Origin of the sequence: Streptomyces sp. 2P-4 (assembly GCF_030167965.1) — a bacterium.
Taxonomy (GTDB): Bacteria; Actinomycetota; Actinomycetes; order Streptomycetales; family Streptomycetaceae; genus Streptomyces; species Streptomyces globosus_A.
Genome location: NZ_CP095011.1, coordinates 1,539,291 through 1,557,448, shown reverse-complemented (window position 1 = coordinate 1,557,448; position 18,158 = coordinate 1,539,291). Strand labels below are relative to the sequence as shown.

General features: G+C 77.6%; 5 protein-coding genes. All 5 read right to left on the bottom strand.

Annotated features, from left to right (window positions below; translation table 11 throughout):
* Positions 1 to 15 precede the first annotated feature (15 nt).
* The 5 genes from MUK52_RS06390 to MUK52_RS06370 all read right to left on the bottom strand — a co-directional run bounded on the left by MUK52_RS06390 (position 16) and on the right by MUK52_RS06370 (position 18,069).
* Positions 16 to 1,287 carry a cytochrome P450 gene (locus MUK52_RS06390; protein WP_246042419.1) on the bottom strand — a complete coding sequence of 424 codons (1,272 nt, stop codon included), beginning with the start codon at positions 1,285 to 1,287 and terminating at the stop codon, positions 16 to 18.
* Complete coding sequence (locus MUK52_RS06385; protein ID WP_284575000.1) at positions 1,284 to 8,609, bottom strand: non-ribosomal peptide synthetase; 7,326 nt, start codon at positions 8,607 to 8,609, stop codon at positions 1,284 to 1,286. Before MUK52_RS06385 ends, MUK52_RS06390 begins: the two co-directional genes overlap by 4 nt.
* Before the next feature lie 211 nt (positions 8,610 to 8,820).
* A complete protein-coding gene (locus MUK52_RS06380) occupies positions 8,821 to 15,252 on the bottom strand; it encodes a non-ribosomal peptide synthetase (protein ID WP_284574999.1) in 6,432 nt (2,143 codons plus the stop codon).
* Between the two features lie 177 nt (positions 15,253 to 15,429).
* Positions 15,430 to 17,790: a lantibiotic dehydratase gene (locus tag MUK52_RS06375; RefSeq protein ID WP_284574998.1), complete on the bottom strand. Its 2,361-nt coding sequence runs from the start codon at positions 17,788 to 17,790 to the stop codon at positions 15,430 to 15,432.
* Between the two features lie 9 nt (positions 17,791 to 17,799).
* Positions 17,800 to 18,069 (bottom strand): acyl carrier protein, encoded by a 270-nt coding sequence (locus tag MUK52_RS06370; protein WP_216827061.1) that lies wholly within the window; start codon positions 18,067 to 18,069, stop codon positions 17,800 to 17,802.
* Between the last annotated feature and the right edge of the window lie 89 nt (positions 18,070 to 18,158).

Sequence of the window (18,158 nt, the reverse complement as noted above, 5' to 3'; positions counted from 1 at the left end):
GTGCGGGGGAGCGGGTCAGTAGCGGACGGGCAGGGCCGTCAGCGCGCGGTTGAGGAGGGACGGCTGCCAGGCGGGGGGCCGGTCGGCGGTGAGCGCCAGGCCCGGGTAGTCGCGTACGAGGACGTCGACGACCGCGACCGCGATCAGGCGGGCCAGCGCGGCCCCGATGCAGAAGTGCGCGCCGAAGCCGAAGCCGAGGTGCGAGGCGCTGCCGCGCAGGACGCTGAACCGGTCCGGGTCGGCGAAGCGCTCCGGGTCCCGGTTCGCGGCGGCCGTCACCAGGAACATCCGGTCGCCGGCCCGGACGCCCCGCCCGTCGAGGTCGAAGTCGCGGGCGGCGGTGCGGATCGACATCTTCGACGGGCCGTCCCAGCGCAGCCCCTCCTCCACCGCCATCGGCACCCGCGACGGGTCCTGCCGGACGGCCGCCAGCTCCTCCGGGTGCTCCAGCAGCGCGAGGACCGTGTTCGCGATGAGGTTGCTCGTCGTCTCCCCGCCGGCGAACGCCATCTGGGTCAGCATCCCGACGAACTCCTCCTCGCTGACCGTGTCGCCGATCCGGCCGCCGGCCAGGACCTGGCTGACCAGGTCGTCCTGCGGATCGGCGCGGCGCTCGCGGACCAGGCCGGCCAGGTAGTCGTCCAGGCTGACCAGCGACCGCAGCGAGGTGCGGTACTCGCGCTCCTCCTGCGCGGCGCCCAGGACGAGGTCGCCGACGCGGGCGTTCCAGTACCAGAAGGACGGGCCGTGCGCCTGCGGGACGCCCAGCCAGCGGGCGAAGACCAGGGCGGGCAGCGGCCGGGCGACGTCGGCGAGGAGGTCGCCGGTGCTCCCGGGGGCGGCCCGCCGGGCCAGCACGGCGCGGGTGGCGCGCTCCACGAACGTCCGGTAGCGGCCGATGGCGCGGGCCGCGAACTGCTCCTGGAACACCTGCCGCAGCCGCCGGTGCTGGGGTGGGTCGTTGAAGACCATCCAGCGCGACAGGATCGCGAAGGCCCGCTCGGCGTCCTCCCGGGCGCCCTCGGGGACGGCGTCCATCAGCGGCCCCACCCGCTCGGCGGAGACGGCCGGGTCGCGCAGGCAGTGCATCAGCGGGGCGTGCCCCGTGACGAGCCAGGCGCGGTGCATGGCGCTCCAGTACACCGGGTCGTGGTCGCGCAGGGCGTTCAGGTAGCCGTACGGGTGTGCGTTGACGGCCGGGTCGAGGAGGTAGCGCTCGGTGAAGCCGCCGCCCGGCACGGGCGGCGCCGCGGCGGGTGTCCGGGTGTGGGTGGTCATCGTCGTCATCGGCGGGCCTCCGTGCGGATCGTGGTGAGCAGCGCCGCCGTCCTGGCGGCCAGCGGTTCGGACATCAGGGACATGTGGTCGCCCTCGGCGACGTGCACGGCCAGGCCGCCGCGGGCCAGTGCCCGCCACCGGTCGACGTACTCGCGGCGGCCGACGTCCAGGCCGGGCATCGGCTCGTCCTCGGGCAGCGCTGCGGCGAGGCCGCTGAGCACCAGGTGGATGCGGCCCGGGTAGGGGCGCGGCTCGTAGCCGGCGAGCGCGGTGAGCAGCGAGTGCCACACCTCGACCGGGGCGTCCTGGGCGAGGCCGGCCTCCGTGGGGCTCATCCCCGCGCCCAGCAGGGCGGCCGTCAGTTCGGCGGCGGCCCGGTCGCGCTCCGCGGACGGCGGGAGCGCGCGCAGCCGGTCGCGCAGCCGCAGCGCCTCCCGCAGGTCGCTGCCGACCTTCGCGAGGCGGCTGCGGGAGCCCGGGTTCGGCAGGTACGGCTCGATGAGCACCAGCGGGTCGACCGTGCGGCCGGTGCCGTGCAGCTGCGTGGCCACCTCCAGGGCCAGGTTGGCGCCCATGGACCAGCCGAGCAGGTGGTACGGGCCGCTCCCGCCGGAGGCGGCCAGCTCGGCCGCGTAGCCGGCGGCGATGCCGCCGACCGTGGCGGGGTCGGTCCCGCCGAGCAGGCCGCGCGCCTGGAACGCCATCACCGGGGAGCCGTCCGGCAGGGCCCGGGCCAGGGGCACGTACCAGGCGGCGCTGCCGCCCGTGGGGTGGACGCACCACAGGGGGGTGCCGGCGCCGTCGCGCAGCCGGACCGCGGAGGCGGCCTCCCGGGCGGGGGCGGCGGGCGGGGCTGCGTCGATGCGGGCGGCGAGCCCGGCGACCGTCGGCAGCTCGACGAGGTCCCGCACCGTGACGGGCAGGCCGAGGGCGGCAGCCCGGGCCGCGATCCGGACCGTCGACAGGGAGCTTCCGCCGATCCGGAAGAAGTCGTCGTGGACGCCGACCTCCGGAAGGCCGAGGACGGCCTGCCACACCTCGGCCAGCAGCCGCTCGGTGCGGGTGCGCGGGGGAGCGTACGGGGTCTCGCGGTGCAGGGCGCCGGCCGCGGGCAGGGGCAGCGCCCGCCGGTCGACCTTGCCGCTTCCGTTGACGGGGAAGCCGTCGAGGAAGACGAACAGGGCGGGCACCATGTAGCCCGGCACGGAGGCCCGCAGGCCCTGCCGGAGCGCCTCCGCGGACGGCTCCGCCCCCGGGTCCGGCACCACGTACGCGACGAGCGCCGGCTCGCCCGGCAGGTCGCCGCGCAGCAGCACCGCCGCCTGCCGCACCCCGGGCAGGGCGCGCAGCGCGTGCTCCACCTCGCCCAGCTCGATGCGGAAGCCGCGCAGTTTGACCTGGCTGTCGCGGCGGCCGAACAGCTCGACCGAGCCGTCGGGCCGCAGCATGCCGATGTCGCCGGTGCGGCACAGCCGCTCCCCCGGCGCCCCGTACGGGTCCGGGACGAACGCCGCGGCGGTCGCGGCGGGCCGGCCCACATAGCCGCGGCCCACGGGCAGGCCGCCGATGCAGATCTCGCCCGGCACGCCGACCGGCACCGGCTGGAGGTGCTCGTCGAGGACGTGGACCCGGGAGTTGCGGACGGGCCGGCCGACCGGGGGCCGCCGCTCGTCCGGCGTGAGCCGGGCGTGCAGGTTCCACACGGAGGTCTCGGTGAGCCCGTACACGTTGAGGAAGCGGCGGCCGCGCGCCCAGGTGCGGGCCAGCCCGGCCGGGCACGGCTCGCCCGCCACCTGCAGGACCCGCAGGTCCGGGTAGCGGTCCTCGCCGAGCACGGCGAGCGCGGACGGCGGCAGGACGGTGCCGGTGACGCCGTGGGCGAGGAGGGTCGCCGACAGGTCCGGGCCGGGCCGCAGGGCCTCCTTCGGCGGGGTGCACAGGCGGGCCCCGTTCGCCAGCGCCCACGCCAGCTCGTACACGCAGGCATCGAAGCCGATGGACGCGAACTGCAGGACGCGGTCGGAGGGCTGCGGGGCGAAGACGTCCCGCTGGGCCTCCACCATGTTGGCGAGGTTGCGGTGGGTGAGGGCGACGCCCTTGGGGGTGCCCGTCGAGCCGGAGGTGTAGATGAGGTACGCGGTGCCGTCGGGGTCGGCGGCCGGCAGCCCGCCGGAGGACGGGGCGGCGGGGGCGGCACCGGGGGCGTCCAGGAGGAGCCGCGGCCCGTCGAAGGGGACGGCGTCCGCCGTCGCGGACTGCGCGAGCAGCACCCGCATCCCGCTGTCCCGGGCCGTGAACGCCAGCCGCTCCGCCGGGTGCTGCGGGTCCAGGGGGAGGAACGCCCCGCCCGCCTTGAGCACGCCCAGCACGGCCCGCACCAGGTCCGGCCCGCGCTCCGTGCAGATCCCGACGACGGTCTCCGGGCCGACGCCGAGGCCGCGCAGCCGGTGCGCCAGCTCCGTCGCCGACGCGTCCAGGGCCGCGTACGACAGCTCCCCGCCGGCATGGGCGACGGCGACCGCGTCCGGGGTGCGCGCCGCGTGCAGGGCGACCAGTTCGTGGAAGGCGAGCGGGGTGTTCGCCGCGGCCGGGCCGTGCGCCCACTCCCCGAGGACGCGCTCCCGGGCCGCCCCGGTGAGGGCCGGCGGCGCCACCGCCGCCTCCGGGTCGGCGGCCATCGCCTCCAGCACCCCGCACAGCAGGTCGGCGAGCTGCTCCGCGGTCTCCGGCGCCACGTACGCGGAGTCTGCGTCGAGGGCGAAGGCCTCCACGCTCGCGTTGACCACCAGCGGGAACATCGTCCGGGAGATCTCCGACGAGCCGTCCCAGGTGTCGCCGGAGAGGCGGTGGAAGTTGACGTAGTTGAACACGGCCTCGACCAGGCCCGGTTCGCCGGGCCGCAGCTGCTGGAGCCGGTACAGCGGGACCCGCCGGTGCGGCATCATCTCCTGCTCGGCGGCGAACACCGCGCGGACGTACTCCAGCCAGCTGCCCGCCGGCCGCGCCACCCCGAACGGCACGGTGTTCAGGAACAGCCCGCGCATCCGGTCGGCGCCCGGCAGCTCCGGCCGGCCGTTCACCACCAGGCCGACCGAGTGCCCGGCCGCGGCGGCGCCGCGTTCCGCGAACAGGCCCATCGCGTGGTGGAACGCCGTCAGCAGGACGGTGCGCCGCGGCACCCCCGCCCGTCTGGCGAGCCGCCCGAGCGGCCCGGCGAGCCGGCTCAGGGAGCGGACCGCCTCGTGCACGGCGACCGCCGGCGCCGCCGGGTCGTGCTCCTGCCGCCGGAACCGGACCGGCCGCAGGCCTGCGAGCGCGGCCCGCCAGTAGTCCAGGGCCGCACCGTCCTCGGAGGCGGCCCGCTCCAGGGCCACGTACTCGGCGAACCGCGGCGCGGGCGGCAGGGACGGGGCGCGGCCCTGTGCGACGGCCTGCCGGTGCAGGTCGAGGAGGTCGGCGACCAGTGAGGTCAGGCTCCAGCCGTCCAGCACCACGTGGCAGTCGGTGAGGGTCAGCATCAGCTCGGTGTCGCCGGTGCGGTGCAGGTGGATGCGGATCAGCGGCGGGGCGGCCAGGTCGAAGCGGCGCGCGAACTCCGCCTCCGCGAAGGCGTCGAGCGCGGCCCGCTGCTCCTGCGGGGCGAGGCCGCGCAGGTCGGTGACGCCCACGGGCACGCGGGCGGTCTTGTGCACCAGCTGGAGCGGCTCGCCGAAGGAGGCCGGGTCGACGGAGGTCCGCAGGATGCCGTGGGCCCGTACGGCCTCGTCGGCCGCCGCCTGGAAGGCCTCCGGGTCGAAGCCCTCCGGGACGGTGATCTTCAGGGTGGTGGTGTTGTGGTAGGCGCCGCGCTCGGGGTCGGCCAGCATCTCGTGCAGCATCCCCGCCTGGAGCAGCGTCAGCGGGTACGCGTCCTCCAACCCCTCCGGCAGCCGCGCCGCGTCGGCCGGGTCCAGCAGCGAGAACGGCGCCGTCTCGGCCGGCTGCGCGCCGTCCACCGGGACCGCGAGGCGGGCCAGGCCGGCGAGGGTCCGGGCCCGGAACAGGTCGGCCACGCTCAGCGCGAGGCCCGCCGTGCGGGCCCGCCCGACCACCCGCAGGGCCAGGATGGAGTCCCCGCCGAGGTCGAAGAAGTTCGCGGTGCGGCCGACCCGCTCGGTGCCGAGCACCTCCGCCCACACAGCGGCCAGCGCCTCCTCGGCCGGCCCGGCCGGCGGCTCGAAGCCGTCCGCGGGCGCCGCGCCGTCCGCGGTCGCCGCGGTGAGCGCCGCCCGGTCGACCTTGCCGTTCGCGGTGACCGGCAGCGCCTCGTGCCGTACGAACAGGGCGGGCACCATGTACGACGGCAGCGTCAGCCCGAGCCGCGCCCGCAGGTCCGGGGCGTCCAGCGGCCTGCCCTCGGCCAGGACGACGTGGGCGGCGAGCCGGGCCCCGCCGTGCCCGTCGGGCCGGGCCACGACCGCGGCGTCCCGTACGCCCGGCAGGGCGCGCAGGGCCGTCTCGATCTCGCCGGGCTCGATGCGGAAGCCGCGGATCTTCACCTGGTGGTCGGCGCGGCCCACGTACGCCAACTGCCCGTCCGGCAGAACCCGTACGAGGTCGCCGGTGCGGTACATGCGGCTCCCGGCGGGCCCGAACGGGTCGGGCAGGAAGCGCTCGGCGGACAGCGCGGGCCGGCCCAGGTAGCCGCGGGCCACGCCGCCGCCGGCGACGTACAGCTCGCCGACGGTCCCGCGGGGGGCCAGCCGGCCGGAGCGGTCGAGGACGTAGCCGTGCTGTCCGGCGAGGGGGCGGCCGACCGGCGAGTACACCGGCGAGACCGTGTCCGCCTCGGTGATCGTCCGGTGCGTGACGTGCACGGTGGTCTCGGTGATGCCGTACATGTTGACCAGCGCGGGCCGCTCGCCCTCGGGCACGGCGAACCAGTCGCGGTAGTCGCGGGCGTCGAAGGCGTCGCCGCCGAAGACGACGGTGTGCAGCGCCAGTTCGGCGAAGGTGCGGCCGCCGTCGGCCATGTGGGCGCGCAGGCCCTTGAACGCGGCGGGCGTCTGGCTGAGGACGGTGACCCGGTGGTCGCGGAGGGCCGCGTGCACGGCGGCCGGGTCGCGGACCTCCTCCTCGGTCAGGACGACCACGCTGCCGCCGGAGGTCAGCGGGCCCCACAGCTCCCAGACGGAGAAGTCGAAGGCGGGGGAGTGGGCGAGGGTCCACACGTCGCCGGGGCCGAAGGAGAAGTGCCGGTCCGCGGCGTCGAACAGCCAGGCGGTGTTCGCGTGGGTGACCTCGACGCCCTTGGGGCGGCCGGTGGAGCCGGAGGTGTAGATGACGTAGGCGAGGCGGTCGGGGCCGGGGGCGGCGGCCGCCGGGTCCGCTGCGGCGGTGTCCGCGGCCGCCGGACCGACGGCGTCGGCGGGGCCGTCGGGGCCGGGCAGCGGGACCACCCGGACGCCCAGCCCCTCGACCGCCGCCCGGCCCGTCCCGTCGGCCACGACCCACTGCACGCCCGCGTCCGCGACCGTGAACGCCCGCCGCGCCCGCGGGTGCGCCGGGTCCAGCGGCAGGTAGGCGGCCCCGGCCCGCCACACCCCGAGCAGGGCGACGGGCAGGTCCACGGAGCGGGCCAGGCACACGCCGACCAGCGACTCCGGGCCGACGCCCGCGGCCCGCAGCCGCCGCGCCAGCGCGGTCGCCGCCGCGTCGAGCTCGCCGTACGTCATCGTGCGGCCGCCGCCGCGCACGGCCACCGCGCCCGGTGCGCGCCGCGCGTGCTCGGCGAACCGTTCGAGGACCGGGCGCGGTGCCGGCCGGGCGGCGGCGGGCTGCGGGCCCCGGTTGGCGGGGCCGTCGGGGCCGAGGAGCTCGGCCGCCTCCTCCCGGGTGAGGAGCTCGACAGCGGCGAGCGGGGTCGCGGGGCCGCGGGTGAAGGCCCGCAGGACCGCCTCGGTGTGCGCGGCGAGCCGGGCCACGGACTCCTCGTCGTACAGGTCGGGCCGGTAGACGTACCGCAGCGCGGTCCGGCCGGCGCCGGCGTCCTCGTACAGGTCCAGCGTCAGGTCGAACTTGGCGGTGGCCAGGTCGACGGCGACCGGGGTGCCGGCCGCCGCGCCGAGGGCGTACGGGCCCTCCTGCCCGCCCGGGGTGTGCGTGAACAGCACCTGGACGAGCGGGTTGCGGGACAGGTCCCGGTCGGGGCGCAGCTCCTCGACGACCCGCTCGAAGGGCAGGCCCTGGTGCGAGAGGGCGCCGAGGACGCTCTCCCGGGTGCGGGCCAGCAGGTCGCCGGCCGTGGGGTCGCCGCCGAGGGAGGTGCGGACGACGAGGGTGTTCACGAAGAACCCGACGAGCCCCTCGGTCTCCGGGCGCTCGCGGTTGGCGGTGACGGTGCCGACGGCGATGTCGTCCTGTCCGCTGTGGAAGGCGAGCGCGGCCTGGAAGGCGGCCAGCACCGTCATGTACGGGGTGGTGTCGGCGCGGCGGCCCACCTCGTCGAGCGCGGCGGCCAGTTCGCGGGGCAGCTCCCGCGTGTGCACGGCCGCCGCGTGGGAGCGGGTCGCGGGCCGCGGCCGGTCGGCGGGCAGTTCGAGCGGGGTCAGCCCGGCGAGGGTGCCGCGCCAGTAGGCGAGGTCGGCGCTCTCGTCGCGGCCGCGCTGCCAGACCGCGTAGTCGAGGTAGCTGACGGCGTCCGGTGCGGCGGCGGGCGCCGGCGCGCCGTCGGTGCGGGCCCGGTAGAAGGACCGCAGGTCGCGCAGGAGCAGGTCGAGGGACCAGCCGTCGCAGACGATGTGGTGCAGGGCGAGGACGAGGACGTGGTCCTCGGCGGCGACCCGCAGGAGCGTCGCCCGGAAGGCGGGCCCGGCGGCCAGGTCGAACGGCCGCACGGCCGCTTCGTGCACGGCCGCCGCGACCGCGGCCTCCCGGTCGGCGCCGTCGGCGGGGGCGGGGAGCCGGACGGTGTGGAGGCGGACGCAGTCCGGGGGCAGCACCTGCTGCCGGGGGACCCCCTCGGTCTCCGCGAACACGGTCCGGAGCTGCTCGTGCCGCGCGACGAGGTCCCCGACGGCGGCCGCGAGCGCGTCCGCGTCCAGCGGGCCGGCGAACCGCCAGGCCGCCGGGATCAGGTACTCGGTGCTGCCCGGGTCGAGCCGGTCGAGGAAGTACAGGCGCTGCTGGGCTGCGGACAGCGGCGCACTGTCGGGGCGCGGCTCCAGCCGGGGGATACCGGCCGGGGCGGCGGCCCCGGCCTTGCCGCGCAGCCGGCGTTCCAGGAGTGCCCGGGCCGCGTCGGAGAGCCCGCCGGACGCGGCGGGGGAGGACTCGACCTGCGAAGTCGTCATGGGAGGTGCCGTCCAATCTCGTGCAGTACGGAGGGGCCGCGCCGCCGCCGGATGCCGGTCGGCCGCGGCGCCGCTCGTGGTGGGTGGTGCCGGGCCGCCGGCCGGGGGCGAGAGGGCCGGGGCCGGGCCGGGGAGGCGCGGTGCGGCGGCCGGGGCCGTGGCAGGCGGTGCCCGGTCGGGCAGCTGCGGGCGGGGCCCGGCCCCGCGGCCGTCAGTAGTCGAGGGTCAGGGACAGGTCGATCTCGTCCTCGGTCATCGCGGCGATCTGCTCGACCAGTTGGCGCTCCACCTCGGCGGCCAGGCGTTCCACCGTCGGGTGGTCGAACAGGTCGCGCACCGAGACGGGGCAGTCGAACGCGGCGCGCAGGCGCGAGGCGACGGCCACGGCGCGCAGGGAGTGGCCGCCGAGGGCGAAGAAGTCCTCCCGGACGCCGACTTCGGGCAGGCCCAGCACCTCCGACCAGATCTGGGCCGTGACCACCTCGGTCGGGGTGCGGGGTGCGACCGGCTCCGCCGGTGCCGGGGGTTCCGGGTCGGGCAGGGCGGCCGTGTCGAGCTTGCCCTGCACGGTGCGGGGGAGGGCGTCCAGGACGACCACCGCCGCAGGCACCATGTAGCCGGGCAGCCGGCTCCGGCAGTGCGCGGCCGGCGCCGCGCCGTCCAGGCCGGGCGCGGCCACGTACCCGACGAGCGTGCGCTCGCCCCGGATCGCGCGGACCACGACGGCCGCCGCGTGGACGCCCGGGTACTCCTCCAGCACGGCCCGGACCTCGCCGAGCTCGATGCGGAAGCCGCGGATCTTGACCTGGTCGTCGGTCCGGCCGAGGAAGTCCAGCTCTCCGGAGGGGAGTCGGCGGACGAGGTCGCCGGTGCGGTAGAGCCGGCTGCCGGGGGCGCCGTACGGGTCGGGGGTGAACCGCTCGGCGGTCAGGGCCGGCCGGCCGAGGTAGCCCCGGGCCAGTTCCGGCCCGCCGACCAGCAGTTCGCCCGGCACACCCACCGGGACGGGCTCCCCGTGCCCGTCGACGACGTACGCCCGGCGCCCGCCCCAGGGCCTGCCGATGGGGACGCGCCCCTCCACCGGGCCGGTGACCGTGCGGGAGGTGGCCGAGACGACCGTCTCGGTCGGCCCGTACGTGTTGTGCACCGGTACGTCCGGCAGGTACGAGAACCAGCGGGCCAGCGGCGCCGACGGCAGGGCCTCGCCGCCGGTGACGGCCAGCCGCAGCCCCTTCAGGTCCCCGGCGACGGTGTCGAGGCGCGCCGTGACCTCCTCCCAGTAGGAGGGGGTCAGCTCCATCACGGTGACGCCCTCGGTGCGGACCCGGTCGGCGAGTTCCTCCACCGACCACACCTCGTCCGGCCGGACCACGACCGCCGCGCCGGCGGACAGCGCCGGCAGGACCTGCTCCAGGGAGGCGTCGAACGAGAACGACGCGAAGTTCAGCACCCGGTCCGCGGAGGTGATCCCGAACCGTTCGCGGGCGGTGCGGACGTGCGCGCCGAGCGCGCCGTGCTCGACGCCGACCGCCTTGGGCCGCCCGGTGGACCCGGACGTGAAGAACGCGCAGGCGAGCTCCCGCGGCCCGGGCCGGTGCCGGGGCGCGTCCGGGGCGGGCCGGACACCGTCCACGCGGACCAGCGGCACGCCCAGGGCGCCCGCACGGCCGGCGGTCGCCGCGTCGGTGACGACGCAGCGCACCCCGGCCTGCCCGACCATGTACCGCAGCCGGTCCGCGGGCAGGCCCGGGTCCAGCGGGACGTACACCGCGCCGGCCCGCCACACGGCCGCCATCGCCGCCACCCAGTCCGTCCCGCGGCGCATGCACACCCCGACGGGCACCTCCGGGCCCGCCCCGGCCGCGGCCAGCTCCAGGGCCAGGCCGCCGGTCAGGCCGTCGAGCGCGCCGTACGTCAGGGACCGCCCGCCGCACACCAGCGCGACCGCCGACGGCTCGCCGGACACCGCGAAGGGCGGGGCTCCCGGCTCCGGACCGGGCCCGGGGGCGGGCGCGGTGAGCCGGGCGCGTTCCTGCGGTGTCAGGAGGTCCAGCCGGGAGACCGGGCGGGCCGGGTCGGCGAGCGCCGATTCCAGGGCGCGGCGGACGTGGCCGGCGAACCGGGTCGCGGTGGCGGCGTCGAACAGGTCGCTCGCGTACTCCACGTTCAGCGCGAAGCGGTCGGGGTAGAGCAGGAAGGTGGCCGTCAGGTCGAACTTGGCCGACCGCCACGGCAGCGGGAAGTGCTCCACCTCCAGCCCGTCGGCGCGGGGCCCGCCCGCCGCGCTCTCCTGCACGTCGAACATCACCTGGAACAGCGGGTTGCGGGAGGGGTCCCGCTCCGGCCGGAGCTGTTCGACCAGCCGCTCGAACGGCACCTCCTGGTGCTCGAAGGCGCCCAGCACCGCATCGCGGACCCGCCCGAGGTACTCCTCGAACGACGGCTCCCCGGACAGGTCGCCCCGCAGCACCACCGTGTTCACCAGCAGCCCCACGAGCCGCTCCAACTCCACCTGTCCGCGGCCGGCGACGGGCGTGCCGACGGCCACGTCCTGCTGCCCGGACCAGCGGCCCAGCACAATCTGCAGCACCGCCAGCAGCACCATGAACCGGCTCGCGCCGTGCCGCCGCGCCAGCTCCCCGACCCCGGCCGCCAGCTCCGGCGGCAGGTCGACCTCCACGGCGGCGCCGCGGCCCGACCAGCCCGCCGGACGCGGCCGGTCCGTGGGCAGCTCCAGCGCGGGCAGGCCGGCCAGGGCCCGCTCCCAGTAGCCGAGCTGCCGCTCCAGCTCCCCGCCGGCCAGCCGCTCGCGCTGCCAGACCGCGAAGTCCCCGTACTGCACCGGCACCGGCGGCAGGGCGGGCTCCTGCCCGGCCCGGCGGGCCGCGTACGCGGCGGACAGCTCGCCGATGACGACGTCCTTGGACCAGCCGTCGGTCGCGGCGTGGTGGAAGGCGACCACCGCGACGTGGTCGCCCGGGTCCAGCTCCCACACCCCGGCGCGCAGGAGCGGCGGTTCGGCCAGGTCGAAGCGGCGCGTGGCGTACGCGGCGGCCTCCTCGCGGACGGCGTCCAGCCGGGCGTCCCCGGCCCCGGCCCCTGCCCCGCCGGGGCCGTCCGCACCGCCGGGGCCGTCCGCCCCGCCGCCGTCCGGCGCGGGCCGCCACAGCAGCGGAACGCCCGCCGCGGGCCGGACCAGTTGCGCGGGCCGGCCGTCCACCTCCACCAGCGCCGTGCGCAGCGCCTCGTGGCGGGCCGCGACGTCGTCCAGGGCGGCCTGCCAGGCGGCCCGGTCGAGGCCGCCGCGGATCCGCCATGAGTACCACAGGACGTACTCGTCGCCGACGCCCGACATCCGGTCCAGGAACCACATGCGCTCCTGCGCGAACGACAGCGGCAGCGGCCCGGAGCGGTCCACGGGCACGACCGAGGCGGCGCCCGCCTGCCGGGCCGCCGCCACCAGCGGCCCGAACTCGCGGATCCGCGGGTTCTCGAACAGGGTCCGCAGCTCGACCTCGCGGCCCAGCCGCTCCGCGATCCGCGACACGGCCATGGTGGCGAGCAGCGAGTGGCCGCCCAGGTCGAAGAACCCGTCGTCGATGCCGACCCGTTCGACGCCGAGGACCTCCGCCCAGATGTCGGCGACGGCCTGCTCGGCCTCGTTCCGGGGCGCCGCGTACGCGGTCGCGGCGGCGGCCCGCCCGTCCCGGCCGGGGCCCGCGGCGGGCAGGGCCGCCCGGTCGAGCTTGCCCGTGGGGCCCACGGGCAGCGCGTCGAGCGCGGCGAACGCGGCGGGCACCGCGTGCTGCGGCAGCCGCTCGGCGCAGAACGCCCGCAGCGCGGCCGGGGCCACCGCCTCCGGCCCGGCGCCCGGGGCGGGCACCACGTAGCCCGTCAGGCTCGCCCCGCCCTGCGCGTCCGTGCCGACGGCGGCCGCGGCGGCGGCCACGCCCGGGCAGCGGGCCAGCACCGCCTCGACCTCGCCGAGCTCGATGCGGAAGCCGCGGATCTTGACCTGGTCGTCGGTCCGGCCGAGGAAGTCCAGCTCTCCGGAGGGGAGTCGGCGGACGAGGTCGCCGGTGCGGTAGAGCCGGCTGCCGGGGGCGCCGTACGGGTCGGGGGTGAACCGCTCGGCGGTCAGGGCCGGCTGCCCCAGGTAGCCGCGGGCCAGCTCCGGCCCGCCGATCAGCAGCTCGCCCGGCACGCCGTCGCCGACGAGCTCGTCCCGCCCGTCCACGACGTACACGCGCCGCCCGCCCAGCGGCCGGCCGATCGGCACCAGCGCCGGGTCGGCCCCCGGGTCGATGTCGTGTGCGGCCGCGGTGACGGTCGTCTCCGTCGGCCCGTACGCGTTCACCACCCGCACGTGCGGGGCCCGCGCCAGCCAGGCGGCCAGCGCCCCCGCAGGGACGGCCTCCCCGCCGAGGACGAGCAGCCGCAGACCGGCCAGGGCGGCCGCCGAGCGGTCGGTCAGCGCGAACGCCACCTCGGCCCAGTACGTGGGCGGCAGGTTCAGCACGGTGATGCCGTACCGCTCGACCAGTGCCGGGATGCGCGCGGGCAGCCACTGCTCGTCGGGCCGCACGACCAGGCAGGCCCCGCAGCCCAGCGCCGTCAGCAGCTGGTCCAGGGAGGCGTCGAAGGAGAACGACGAGAACGCGAGGACCCGGTCGCCGGCCGTGATCCCGAACTCGGCGCGGGCGGCCGCCGCGTGCGCGGCCATCGCCCCGTGCTCGACGCCGACGGCCTTGGGGCGGCCGGTCGAGCCCGACGTGAAGACGACGTACGCCAACTCCCGCGGGCCGGGCACGTGCCGCGGCGCAGCGCCCCCCGGATCCCCGCCGTGCGCGGAGTCCCCGCCCCGCTCGGCGTCCTCCACGGCGAGGACCCGCGGGCCGAGCCCGGCCGCCCGCCCCCCGGTCTCCGCGTCCGCGAGCACGCACACCACGCCGGCCTCTGCGGCCATGAAGCGCAGCCGCCCGGCGGGCAGCGCCGGGTCCATCGGCACGTACACCCCGCCGGCCCGCCACACGGCGGCCATCGCGGCCACCGAGCGGACTCCGCGCCGCAGGAACACCCCGACCGGGCTGCCGGGGCGCACGCCGGCCCCGGCGAGCGCGGCGGCGATGCGGCCGGACAGCGCGTCCAAAGCCCCGTACGTGAGGGTCTCGTCGCCGCAGACGAGCGCGGGCGCACCGGCCGGCCCGGACACCCCGAACGGCTCGGGCACGGCGGGGACCGCCGGGCCGTCCGGCCGTCCGGCCGCCTCCAGCAGCCGGCGGCGCTCCCGCCCGGGCAGCGGCTCCAGCCCCGCGGTGAGCTCGGCGAGCGGGCTGCCCGGCGCGTCGGTGACGGCGCGCAGCAGGGCGGTGTAGCCGTCGGCGAACCGCACCATCGAGTCGCGGTCGAAGAGCGCGGTGGAGAACTGCAGGCGGGCGGCGACGGCGCCGTCCGCGCGCAGGCTCAGGTCGAGGAACACGTCCAGCGGGGTGCCCGCCAGCGGCGTCCGTACCGTCTCCACGTCCAGGCCGGCCAGGCGGGCCGGCGCCGGAGCCGTGTTCAGCAGGGTGAAGGAGGCCTGCGCGAGCGGGTGCCGCGACAGGTCCCGCTCGCCGGCCACCGCGCCGACGACCCGGTCGAAGGGGGCCTCGGCGTGGGAGAAGTCCCGCAGCGCGCCCGTCCGGACCCGCTTCAGCAGCTCCGCGAACGTCGGACCGCCCCCCAGGTCGGTGCGCAGGACGATGGTGTTGACGAACGGGCCGATCAGGCGGGCCACGTCGGCCCGGCCGCGGTCGGCGAGGGTGGTGCACACGGCGATGTCCGTCCGGCCCGAGTGGCGGCCGAGCAGCGCCTGGTAGGCGGCGAGGAGCACCATGTAGCGGGTCGCCCGGTGGGCGCGGCCCACCCGGTCGACGGCGGCGACGAGCCCGGCGGGCAGCTCGAAGCGGACCACGTCGCCGGCGCCGTCCCAGAAGGCGGGCCGCGGCCGGTCCGCGGGCAGCGCGAGCGGCGCCACCCCGGCGAGCCGGTCCCGCCAGTACGCGAGGAGCCGCTCCATCCGCGGCCCGGCGAGCCGCCCCGCCTCGGCACGGGCGACGTCCGCGTACTGCAGCGGCGGCGCCGGGACGGGCTCGCCCCGGTATCCGGCGTCGAGCTCGGCCAGCAGCACGTCCCACGACCAGCCGTCGACAGCGATGTGGTGGACGACGAGCAGGAGCAGGTGGTCGTCCTCCCCGAGCCGGGCCAGGACGGCCCGGAGCGGGTGCTCGCGGGCCAGGTCGAGGGGGCGGGTCAGCTCCCGCTCGAACACCTCCTCCGGGCCTGCCGCCGCGATGTGCCGAAGCAGGGTCCCGCCGGGGGCGTCCACGCAGGCGACGGGCTCGCCGCCGGCCGTGGTGAACCGGGTGCGCAGCACCTCGTGGCGGTGGACGATCCCGGCCAGCGCGCGCTCCAGGGCGGCCGTGTCGAGGGGGCCGCGGATCCGCAGGGCCAGGGGCAGGAGGGATTCGGTGGAACCGCCGGTGAGCTGGTCGAGGAACCACAGCCTGCGCTGCGCGTACGACACCCCGCCACTCCCGCCGGCGGGGCTGCCGGCACCGGTGCCGTGCTGCCTCGCCCCGCCGTGCGCTGCGACAACCTTCACTGTGGGCCTCCAAGCGGTGTTTTCCCCCACCCTGCTGGCCGGGCGGGTCCGCCAGTAGGGAAGAAGACGCAGCCGTGCACGCAGCCGCGGGGGAAGGAAACGCAGGGCGGCGGCCCCGTCCGGCCCCTCCCGGACCGGACGCGCCGCCGCTGCCGCCGATGCCGCGCGAGGGGCCCGTCAGCGGCCGTCCACGGCCACGAACCGCAGCTCGCTCGTGTACGCCTCGCCTTGGTGGTCGGTCAGCCAGGCCTGGTCGGGGCCGGGCAGCATCTCGGTGAACACCACCCGCCCGTCCGGGTCCTTGCGGGCCATCCTGCGGACGGCCTTGGCGAGGATGTTGACGTAGACGGGACTGTCGAAGTCCACGTAGAACGGGCGGGTCTCGGTCGGCAGGACCGCGAACGCGAACCGCGGCAGGCCGGTCTCCGCGCGCCGGCGCCGGGCCCGCACGAACCGGCGGGCCTCGTCCTTCTCCTCGGCGAAGTCCAGCTCCGCCGCCGTCATCCGCCACGTCTCGCGGGCCACGACGAGCCGGTCCACGGTGACGCGCGGCGAGTGCCGGGCGTCGTCCGGGACGAGCCGGAACAGGTCCATCGCGAGCGTCGTCAGGACGTGCGAGAACACCTCGACGGCGGGGAACGCGGCCCCGTCGGGCAGGACGACCGCCAGCTCTCCGCCGGCCCGCTCGACCACCGCCACGTCCGCGCTCAGGACCGTCCGGGGGCGTGCCGGGTCGGCCGTGAAGTCGACGAGGGCGACGTAGTAGTCCTCGGGGCGGACGAGCGCGTTGCGGATCCGCGCGGAGAGCCGCGAGCGGTGCTCCTTCGGCAGCAGCGGCAGCAGCCGCGGGCCCGGGTGGTCCCGGCCGGTCTCGGCGAGCAGCCGGGCCGGGTCGGGGTGCTGGTGCACGAAGAGTGACGCGCCCAGGGTGTTGGCGGCGACGTGCAGTTCGCCGAGGACCAGCTCGAAGTCGCCGCGCGCGGCGGCCTCCGGGCCGGACGCCGCGACCATGATGTCGGGGCTGAGGCAGCGGGCCGCGGACCACCCGCCGCCCGTCCCGCCGGGCCCGCCGAACCGCTCGGCGACCTGCCGCGCGAGCTCCTCCGGCGTCAGCCGGACGCGCCTGGCCCCGGGGCCGGGGCCGTCGGGGGAGCCGGGGCCGCCGTCCGGGGCGGCGGCGGCCAGGATGTCCTGCCAGCGCCGCCGGAACTCCCGCCCCAGCGCCTCGGCCTCCTCGCGCGCCGCGCCGTGCAGGACCGGCATGCAGGCGAACCAGAACGCGGCCAGGTCGACCGGACCCCGCGCGGCCAGCCGCCGGTACACCTCGCGGGCCCGGCCCATCACCGCCTCGGCGAGGTGCGCGGTGAGCCAGCCCGCGCTCGCCAGCAGCGGGTCGAGCGGGGCGAGCGCCCCGTGCACGGCGGGCCCGAGGACCGCCGTCGCCGCGCGGCGGCTGTCGGAGTACACCAGGGCCCGGCAGGGCGCCGTACCGGCCGACTTCTCCCGTACGGCGGCCGTCTCCGTCAGGGCGGTGAACCGCTCCTCCAGCGCGGCCAGCGCCGCGACCAGCTCCTCCGGCCCGCGCGCCGCCGCCACCCGGTCCCGGCCGTGCTCCAGCTCGTCCAGCGCGGCGAGCCCGGCGTCCCGCAGGCCGGGGTCGCCGACCCGCTCCAGCCAGGCCCGCAGGTCCCGTTCGGGGCGGGCGCCGGCCGGCACCTCCAGCCGCCACACCACCCAGCGGCGGGCCACCAGCTCCTCCAGGGCGGCCGTCACATCGACGCCGGGCAGCGAGGCCCGGATCTCCCGGGCCGTCCGCACGCCGTCGCACAGGCCGAGGACGGCGCAGGCCGCCCCGCCCGGCGCCTGCACGGGCCGCCCCGGCACCACCACCCCGCCGTCGCCGCTCGGGCGTACGAAGGGCACCCGGCGCGGGGCCACCCACTCGCGCAGCGCCGGATCGGCGTCCAGCACCGCCGCGAGCGCGTCGACGGCCCAACTGGCGAAGTACACCCGGGACTCGGCGAGGAGGCCGCCGGGACCGGAACCTGATCCGGTCCCCGGGTCGGTGCGCAGGGCGGCGGCCGCGGGGTCGCGGTCCCAGCGGCCCCAGCCGACGGGCCCGAAGAACCCGATGGTGTCGTTCTTCACGCAGAACCGCTGCCAGTAGTGCGCGACGAGCTCCTCCCGCTGCCGGGGCATGCTCGTACGCCCCCGCACGGTCGGCGTCCACGCCAGGAACGGCGCGATCCCCGAGTCCAGCACCGGCCGGTTCTGCCAGGCGAGCGCCTCCCGGAAGGCGGGCATCCGGGCGATGTCCTGGAGGACGGAGGCGGTGTCGGCCTGCGCCTGCCCGAACAGGCCCGCGAAGTCGTCCCACCGCCGCCCCTCCAACGGCTCGTCCGGATCGAACTTGTCGGCGGCCTCGGCGAGCCCCGCCGGCGCCAGCCGCAGCACCCCGCGGGCCGGGAAGCCGGCCCCGCGCAGCGCGAACTGCTCCCACAGCCGCCAGCGGCCGCCGGGCACGAAGGAGTCGGTCACGGCCCGCCCCTACGCCTGTGCGAAGTCGCTGCGGACGACGTCGGCGAGGTCCGCGGGCGTCGGGTAGGCGAACACCAGCGCCACGGGCACCTCCGCGCCCAGCGCCTCCTCCAGCCGGGCGGTGATGCGGAAGGCGGCGAGGGAGTCACCGCCCCACTCGTAGAAGTCGCTGTTCTCGTCGAGCTCGGGCACGCCGAGGGTCTCCCGGTAGACGGCGACGACGAGCTCGGTCAGGGCGGCGGCGGCGAGGGCGGCGGTCGGGTTCTCGGTCACGGTCACGAAGGGCTCCTGAGGCAGAGGTGGACTGGGGTGGGATGACGGTCGGTGAAGGGAAGGGCGTCAGGGGAACGCAGAACGCGGGCATGTGC

Coding starts and splice junctions, on each gene's coding strand:
- MUK52_RS06385 (WP_284575000.1), bottom strand. CDS start 8,609: ATGACGACTTCGCAGGTCGAGTCCTCCCCCGCCGCGTCCGGCGGGCTC.
- MUK52_RS06390 (WP_246042419.1), bottom strand. CDS start 1,287: ATGACGACGATGACCACCCACACCCGGACACCCGCCGCGGCGCCGCCC.